At 73.6% G+C, this 6603-nt stretch carries 6 protein-coding genes and 1 pseudogene; 4 read left to right on the top strand and 3 right to left on the bottom strand.

Translation table 11 applies throughout. The features are described 5' to 3' along the window. Nucleotides 1–122 precede the first annotated feature (122 nt). Nucleotides 123–341: an MbtH family protein gene (locus IH44_RS0124115; RefSeq protein ID WP_030461793.1), complete on the bottom strand. Its 219-nt coding sequence runs from the start codon at nt 339–341 to the stop codon at nt 123–125. A gap of 650 nt (nt 342–991) precedes the next feature. Between IH44_RS0124115 and IH44_RS0124110 the strand changes: the two genes are divergently transcribed. Beyond that, entirely contained in the window at nt 992–1900 is a 909-nt protein-coding gene (locus IH44_RS0124110; protein ID WP_232795060.1) for a hypothetical protein, read from the top strand. 7 nt (nt 1901–1907) lie between these two features. Here the strand turns inward: IH44_RS0124110 and IH44_RS0124105 are convergent, their stop codons facing one another. Next, nucleotides 1908–2345: a helix-turn-helix domain-containing protein gene (locus IH44_RS0124105; protein WP_035956224.1), complete on the bottom strand. Its 438-nt coding sequence runs from the start codon at nt 2343–2345 to the stop codon at nt 1908–1910. Nucleotides 2346–2442: 97 nt separating this feature from the next. Between IH44_RS0124105 and IH44_RS0124100 the strand changes: the two genes are divergently transcribed. After that, a complete protein-coding gene (locus IH44_RS0124100) occupies nt 2443–3306 on the top strand; it encodes an NAD(P)H-binding protein (RefSeq protein ID WP_030461790.1) in 864 nt (287 codons plus the stop codon). A gap of 373 nt (nt 3307–3679) precedes the next feature. Beyond that, a complete protein-coding gene (locus IH44_RS0124095) occupies nt 3680–5233 on the top strand; it encodes an alpha-L-arabinofuranosidase B (protein WP_030461789.1) in 1554 nt (517 codons plus the stop codon). Nucleotides 5234–5330: 97 nt separating this feature from the next. Here IH44_RS0124095 and IH44_RS0124090 read toward each other — a convergent pair whose 3' ends face one another. Continuing rightward, nucleotides 5331–6266, bottom strand: coding sequence for an aldo/keto reductase (locus IH44_RS0124090; RefSeq protein ID WP_030461788.1), 936 nt, complete (start codon nt 6264–6266; stop codon nt 5331–5333). 79 nt (nt 6267–6345) lie between these two features. On the opposite strand from IH44_RS0124090, the pseudogene IH44_RS0124085 reads away from it, so the two are divergent. Next, nucleotides 6346–6603, top strand: a pseudogene (locus IH44_RS0124085) (transcriptional regulator); the annotation flags it as partial.

Genomic DNA, 6603 nt, shown 5'->3' with positions numbered 1-6603 from the left:
GGCCGGCCCAGGGGCGTCCGCGGGGTGAATTCCCACTGAATGAAGGGGATTGCCGACGGGCCGAGGAACGTGCCGTCCGGCCCGCGCCGGCAATCCTTTAAATCAGATGATCTGATCAAGCGTCAGTCGGTGTCGGACTCCATGGCTGCCACCAGGGAGGCCGGGCGCATGTCGGTCCAGACCCGGTCGATCAGGTCCGTGCACTCCTGCCGCGACCCCTCGGCGCCCACCTGCTCCCAGCCGCCCGGAACGTCGATGTGCGCAGGCCAGAGCGAGTACTGCGCCTCCGGGTTCACCAGCACCAGGAAGCGTCCGGATTCGTCGTCAAAAGGATTGCTCACGTTGCCCACCCCTTGCATCGCCTTGTGTCGGTTGCTGTTCCGAGCCCGTTCGGCGCCCCTGTCGGACCACCCCCGGACCCCTTTCGTCGGACCGCCCGCCACCGCCCCCGTGCGGATCGTTCCGGTGTTCCCCGTTCCGGGTTTCGAGCGTCTCACGATCCGGGGGTGACAGCACCCCGATCATGGACACCCGAAATCCGCCCGGCGCACAACCCGGCGTATATGACATCCGCCGGCGCACGACTACCCCCGAAAAACATATCTATTCCTATCACGTCATTGGACGGGCCGAGGCCGCTATCGGTGATCGCTCCGTTACCGTCGCGTAATCATTCAGATGAGCGAATGCGAAAAAGCCCCAGTCATATGCCGTGATGCCCGTTTCCGCCCGTACGCGATCACCGGACGCCCGATCCGTCCCGATCCGCCCCACTACCGCCCGACCTGCTCCCGGCCCACCCCGGCGCCCTCCCCGCGACCCCCTGCGCCCCTCCCGCACCCGCCGTGCCCCCGTGCGCCCGCCGTACGCCCCGCCGCGACCCGTGTCCCCACCCCGCCGCCGGGGGCGCGGCTCGCACCGCCGGGCCCCTGCCGGCGGCCGGGACGGGCCGCGTAGAGTGGCCGCTCGCCCACCGGGAGAGGACGGCAGCGTGCGTGAGCGTTCCGGGATCCTGTTCGTCACCGACCTCGCCTACCCGGCGCAGGGGCGCCGGTACTGCGACGAGGACATCTTCCTGACCTCGCGGCTGCGCGAGGAGTTCGACCTGGCGCTGTGCCACCCGCGGGACGCGGCCGCGCTGATGGACGGCTTCGACGCGGTCGTGGTCCGCAACAGCGGCCCGGTGCTGCACTACCGCGAGCAGTTCGACGCCTTCCGCCGCCGGGCCGCCGAACGCGGCACCCGGGTCTACAACCCGCTGACCGGCCGCGGCGACATGGCCGGCAAGGACTACCTGCTCGAACTGACCGCGGCCGGCCACCCGGTCATCCCCACCGTCGACCGCCCGGCCGACCTCCACCTGCTGCCGCCGGCCGAGCGGTACGTGGTCAAGCCCAAGGCCGGCGCCGACTCGATCGGCCTGTCCGTGCTCGACCGCGCGCAGCTGACCGACCCGTCCACGCGACCGTCCCTGGACGGCATGCTGGTCCAGCCGCTGATCGACTTCCGCTACGAGGTCTCGTTCTACTTCGTCGACCACGCCTTCCAGTACGCCCTGCACGCCCCCGACCCGGCCCGCCGCTGGGAGCTGACGCCCTACCGGCCGACCGGGCCGGACCTGGACTTCGCCCGCCGCTTCATCGACTGGAACACCCTCGATCACGGCATCCAGCGGGTCGACGCCTGCCGCACCGCGACGGGCGAGCTCCTGCTGGTGGAGCTGGAGGACCTCAACCCGTACCTGTCGCTGGACGTCGTCCCGCAGCCGCAGCGGGACGCGTTCGTCGCCGCGACCGCCGCCTCGCTGCACCGCTTCCTGCGCACCGCGCCGGGGCCCGCCGTGCCGGAGCGCACTGTGCCGGGGCATGCCGCGCCGGGGCGGGCGGCGCCGGGGGAGTGACGACCCCTCAGCGGGCGCTCTTCGCCCGCTCGGCCTGCGGCGCCCGCTGGGCCTGCGCCGCCTGCTCGGCGTGCGCCGCCCGGGCCGCCAGCACCTCCGGGACGCGCGACTCGGCCCAGCGGGCCAGCGTCCAGACGTGCTGGGCGGCCTCCTCGCCGAGCGGCGTCAGCGAGTAGTCGACGCGCGGCGGGATGACGGCGTACGCCTCCCGCAGGACCAGGCCGTCCTGCTCCAGGGTCTGCAGGGTCTGGGCGAGCATCTTCTCGCTCACCCCGCCCACCGCGCGGCGCAGCTCGCTGAACCGGTGGGTGCCGTCCAGCAGGACCGCCAGCACCAGCACCGCCCAGCGGCTGGTGACGTGCTCCAGGACGCCTCGGGAGGCGCAGGACTCCGAGTTGACGTCCGGCAGGAGGCCGCCGGTCAGTTCCTTCACCCTGAGGTTCATGGAAGTAGCTTACCCGGAAGTGGGTACTTCCGATTGGTTAGTGACTTTCCTACGGTGGGTGCGGAAGCCGTCGTCCCACCCCAGGAGCAGCATCACCATGAGCATCGTCGTCACCGGAGCCACCGGTCAGCTGGGCCGCCTCGTCATCGACGCCCTGCTGGCCCGCGTCCCGGCCGCCGAGGTCGCCGCCGCCGTCCGCGACCGGGGCCGGGCCGCCGACCTGGCCGCCCGCGGCGTCGAACTGCGGGAGGCCGACTACGACCGGCCGCAGACGCTGGCCGCCGCGATCCGCCCCGGCGACACCGTGCTGCTGATCTCCGGCAGCGAGGTCGGCCGCCGGACCGCCCAGCACACCGCCGTGATCGAGGCCGCCAAGGCCGCCGGCGCCGCCCGCCTGGTCTACACCGGAGTGCTCGGCGGACCGGACGCCGACTTCCGGCTCGCGGACGAGCACAAGGCCACCGAGCAGCTGATCCTCGACTCCGGCCTGCCGTACACCTTCCTGCGCAACGGCTGGTACACCGAGAACTACACCGCGCTGATCCCCGTCCAGCTGGAGCACGGCGTGGCCGGCAGCACCGCCGGCGGCCGGATCGGCACCGCGACCCGGGCCGACTACGCCGCCGCCGCGGCCGAGGCGCTGACCGGCGAGGGCCACGCGAACCGGATCTACGAGCTCAGCGGCGACACCGCCTGGACGCTCGAGGAGTACGCCGCCGAACTGTCCCGGCAGAGCGGCCGCGAGGTCGCCCACCACGAGCTGCCGGCCGAGGCCAACCTCGGTGTGCTCACCGGCGCGGGTCTGCCCCCGCAGCTCGCCGAGATCCTGGTCGACGTCGACGTCTCCGGCATCGCCCGCGGCCTGCTGGCCGGCGGCAGCGGCGACCTGGCCCGCCTGATCGGCCGTCCCACCACCCCGCTGTCCGCCACCGTCGCCGAGGCCCTCGCCGCCACCCGCTGAGCCCGCGCCCGCCGAGCCCGTGCCCGCTGAGCCCTCGTCCCTCTCCGGCCCCGGTCGTCCGGCCCCGCCCCCCTGCGAGGGGAAGGGGCCGGACGGCCGGGGCCCGGGCATTGTGAGCGATAACAACCGGCGGGGCAAGGGTGCTGCGCCACCGTCGTGCCGATCCGCCGCGGACGGGGGCGAATCCGGCCGAGGGCCTTGACGGGGTCAGGACGAGCCTCCAGAGTGATGCCCGGCCGCCGATGAGCCGAACTCCCCACTGCCCCAACCGGCTTCGGGGTTCGTCTAGGGCGAATTGTTAGCGCTAACAATCAGGGCGGCCGCCCGGGCCCAGCCCGCCCCGCACCCCCACCCACCAGCGAGGAGCCCACCCTTGACCGTCCACACCTGGCTGCGCCGCGCCCGGCGCACCCTGCTCGCGGTCGGCGCCACCACGGCCCTGACCGCCGCGCTGATCGCCGGCACCGAGACGGCCTCCCAGGCCGCCACCCAGGGCCCGTGCGACCTCTACGCCTCCGGCGGAACGCCCTGCGTGGCGGCCCACTCCACCACCCGGGCCCTGTACGGCGGGTACGGCGGCGCGCTCTACCAGGTCCGCCGGGCCTCCGACGGCGCGACCAGGGACATCGGCGTCCTGAGCACCGGCGGCTACGCGAACGCCGCCGCCCAGGACTCCTTCTGCGCCGGCACCACCTGCGTCATCACCGTCATCTACGACCAGTCCGGCCGCGGCAACAGCCTCACCCAGGCCCCCGCCGGCGGCGCCGCGGGCGGCCCCGACAACCTCGCCCCGGCCACCGCCGCCCCCGTCACCGTCGCCGGGCACAAGGCGTACGGCGTCTACGTGGCCGCCGGCACCGGCTACCGCAACAACAAGACCAACGGCATCGCCACTGGCGACCAGCCCGAAGGCATGTACGCCGTCCTCGACGGCACCCACTTCGGCGGCGGCTGCTGCTTCGACTACGGCAACGCCGAGACCAACAACCTCGACACCGGCAACGGCCACATGGAGGCCATCTACTTCGGCGACAGCACCATCTGGGGCTCCGGCACCGGCAAGGGCCCCTGGGTGATGGCCGACCTGGAGAACGGCCTGTTCTCCGGCGTCAACGCGGGCTACAACGCCAACGACCCGAGCGTCAGCCACCGCTTCCTGACCGCCATGGTCAAGGGCGCCCCCAACCTGTGGGCGATCAAGGCCGGCAACGCCCAGTCCGGCGGCCTGTCCACGTACTACAACGGCGTCCGCCCGAACGTCTCCGGCTACAACCCGATGCACAAGGAGGGCGCGATCATCCTCGGCATCGGCGGCGACAACAGCAAGTCCTCCAGCGGCACCTTCTACGAGGGCGTCATGACCTCCGGCTACCCCACCGACGCCACCGACAACGCCGTGCAGGCCAACCTCAACGCCGTCAACTACCAGACCGCGGCCGTCACTTCGAGCAACCTGACGGTCGGCTCCCGGGTCTCGCTGAAGGCCACCACCGCCTGCTGCACCGGCGACTACCTGCGGCACAACGCCGACGGCACCGTGGCGATCTCCCCGCTCAGCTCCGCCAGCTCCGCCGCCGACCGCACCGACGCCACCTGGATCGTCCGCTCCGGCCTCGCCAACAGCGCCTGCCTGACCTTCGAATCGGCCGCCGCCCCCGGCCAGTACCTGCGCCACTACGGCTTCCAACTGCACACCGCGGCCGGTGACGGCACCGCCCTGTTCAACCAGGACGCGACCTTCTGCCCGCAGGCCGGCCACAGCGGGCAGGGCTTCTCCTTCCAGTCCGCCAACTACCCCAACCGCTTCATCCGCCACTACGCCTACACCGGCTACGTCGCCGGTGACGGCGTCGGCGGCAACACCTGGGACAGCGCCGCCAGTTGGAGCGAGGACACCTCCTGGCTCGCCGCCACCCCGCTGTCCTGACCCACCCGCACCCCCGACCCGCCGCCCCGCCCCGCCGGACCCGACACCGGCGCCGCGGGGCGGCGCACCGTCGTCCCCCAGCCCGGGCTCCCGTCCCTCAACTCTCGCTCCCGGCCCCGGCCCCGGCACCGGCTCGGTGCAGCGCGTCGAGTCGGTCGAGTTCGGCCGCGGACAGCCGCAGCGCGCCCGCCGCGACGTTGGCGGCGAGGTGGGCGGGGTCCCCGGTGCCGGGGATGGCCAGCACGTGCGGGCCGCGGTGCAGCGTCCAGGCGATCCGGACCTGCGCGGGGGAGACCCCGTGCGCACGGGCCACTTCGACGACCGCCGGGTGCTCCCGCTGCCCGGCCGCCCCGTGCTGCCGGCCGTCGGCGGCGATCGCGTAGAACGGCACGAAGGCGACGCCCCGCGCCCGGCAGAGCCCGACGAACGCGTCCTGCTCGGGCCGGACCCCGAGGCCGTACATGTTCTGCACGCACACCACGGGCGCGATGGCCTGCGCCTCGGCCAGGTGGTGCGGCAGGACGTTGGACAGGCCCAGGTGCCGGACCAGCCCGGCCGTCCGCAGCTCGGCCAGCGCGCCGAACCGCTCGGCGATCGGGCCCGCGCCCACGACCCGGAGGTTCACCAGGTCCAGGTGGTCGCGGCCGAGCTGGCGCAGGTTCTCCTCCACCAGCCCGCGCAGCCGGTCCGGCCCGGCGTGCGGCAGCCACGCCCCCGACGGGTCGCGCGGCTGCCCGACCTTGGTCGCGATCACCAGGTCCTCGGGGTAGGGCGCCAGCGCGCGGTTGATCAGCTCGTTGGCCGAGCGCAGCGGCGAGAAGTAGAAGGCGGCGGTGTCGATGTGGTTCACGCCGAGCTCGACGGCCCGGCGCAGCACGCCGAGCGCCTGCGCCCGGTCGCGCGGGACGGCGCCGGGCACCAGCGCCGGGCCGGTCTGGGCCAGGCGCATCGCGCCGAAGCCGATCCGGCGCACCGTCAGGTCGCCCAGGGTCCAACTGCCCGCCGCCGCGGCGGTGATGGTCTGCGAGGTCATGCCGGGAATGATCGGCGGGCCGCTACAGTGGCGGCCACCGATTCGGGGATGCCCGAATCCTCGAGGAACGGGGGCCGCGATGGCCGAACTGGCCCTCCCGGCGGGCGACCTGGCCCGGATCCGGTTCGCCGTCTCGCCGATGTGGCAGGTCGTCAGCAGCTTCCGGCTGCTGCGCTCGGGCACCGCGGACCGGGTCCACCGGCGCTGGCTCGACCAGGTGCGCCCCCGCACGGCCGCCGCCGGGCTCGACCGCGGCTGGCTCGCCGAACTGATCCCGCCCGCCGGGTCGTACGCCCCCGACTTCCTCACCCCCGCCCCCGCCACCCCGGCCCCGACC

This window comes from Kitasatospora sp. NRRL B-11411 (genome assembly GCF_000721345.1).
Lineage (GTDB): Bacteria > Actinomycetota > Actinomycetes > Streptomycetales > Streptomycetaceae > Kitasatospora > Kitasatospora cineracea.
Note: the sequence above shows the minus strand (reverse complement) of the source record. Positions and strands in the feature narration are given on the sequence as shown.